We start from the raw sequence: 1,373 nt of genomic DNA on the forward strand, positions 1-1,373 counted from the left end.
CTGACCCTGAGGTTTCCCCGCGTTTCTGCCATTGATATCAACAACTTGTGATCATCACAGCAGAAACAGGCGCGCGCATGACGCAGCCTTGGAGGTGACTAAACCAAAAAAGGACTGACGATCATGCGCGCCAGCCAAGTATTGCAGAAGTGTCTGCGCAACTCACTACCCGGCATGCACGCCCTGCGCCGGCGGGCGCTGCTGCAAGCCGTTGAGGCATTGATCCAGGGCCGCCGATTGACCTTGAGTGACATTGCGCGATCCTGGCCTGGCGCCCTGCGCGTGCGGGCTCCGCTCAAGGCCTTTGACCGCCTGCTCGGCAACCGGCACCTGCATGGTGAACGCCATGGCATCGAGCAGGACATGGCCCGCTGGCTGCTGCGTGGGCCACAACCGGTCATTCTGATCGACTGGTCGGATTTGAAGCCCGACAAGAGCTGGTGCCTGCTGCGTGCGGCCATACCCGTCGGTGGCCGTACATTGACCCTGCTGGACATGGTCTTTCCCGGCCGCGAGCAAGGTTCACCGGGCGCTGAGAAACGCTTTTTACAGCAGCTGAGCAAGCTTGTGCCGGCGCAGGCAACGCCGATTTTGGTCACCGACGCCGGCTTCCGCAGCCCTTGGTTCCGGGCTGTTTCAGCGCTGGGCTGGGATTGGGTGGGGCGCTTGCGTGGCACTACTTGCATCAAGCCTCAGCATGTCCCCGATCACCCACAGCAATGGGCTGACAGCAGGCACCTGCATGCGATGGCCACGGCAACGCCGCACGAGTTGCCATCGATGCTGATCAACCGCAGTGCCCCACTTGCCTGCCGGTTGGTGGTTTATGCCAAAGCACGAAAAGGCAGGAGAAAAGTCAATCGACGTACACCTATCAAGGCTTCACGATCGTCGGAGAGCTTGAAAGCAGCTGCCCGCGAGCGGGAGCCGTGGTTGATCGTGGCCTCGCCGGAACTGAGCAATGCCAGCCCCCGGCAATTGGTGAAACTCTATGCCCGCCGGATGCAGATCGAACTGGCGTTTCGTGACCTGAAATCACACCGCTATGGTCAGGCGCTGGAAGACAGCCTGACCCGTCAAGGCGGTCGGCTGCAGATCCTGCTGCTGGTCAGCACCCTGGCCAGCTTCGTCAGCTGGCTTGCCGGCATGGCCTGCGAAGCAGCGGATATCGCCCACTGGTTGTGGCCGGTCAAAAGCACCCGAAAGCTGTATTCCACCCTGCGTATCGGCCGCGAAGCATTGGCCAGAGGCTGGCCACTGGGACCAGCATCGCGCTGCCTTGAACATCTCAGATCACCGCCACAGGCCGTCTTGGAGCAGATGTCTCTACGCCCGTGAAAACGTGGGGAAACCTAAGACTCTGACCCGCGCTT

Annotated in this window: 1 protein-coding gene; it reads left to right on the plus strand. The window is 61.2% G+C overall.

All coding sequences use genetic code 11. From position 1 onward, the window contains the following. Nucleotides 1–123 precede the first annotated feature (123 nt). Nucleotides 124–1,338, plus strand: a complete 1,215-nt coding sequence (locus tag ABB30_RS14675; RefSeq protein ID WP_057639060.1) for an IS4 family transposase — start codon at nucleotides 124–126, stop codon at nucleotides 1,336–1,338. The last annotated feature ends 35 nt before the right edge of the window (nucleotides 1,339–1,373 follow it).

This window comes from Stenotrophomonas ginsengisoli (genome assembly GCF_001431485.1).
Lineage (GTDB): Bacteria > Pseudomonadota > Gammaproteobacteria > Xanthomonadales > Xanthomonadaceae > Stenotrophomonas > Stenotrophomonas ginsengisoli.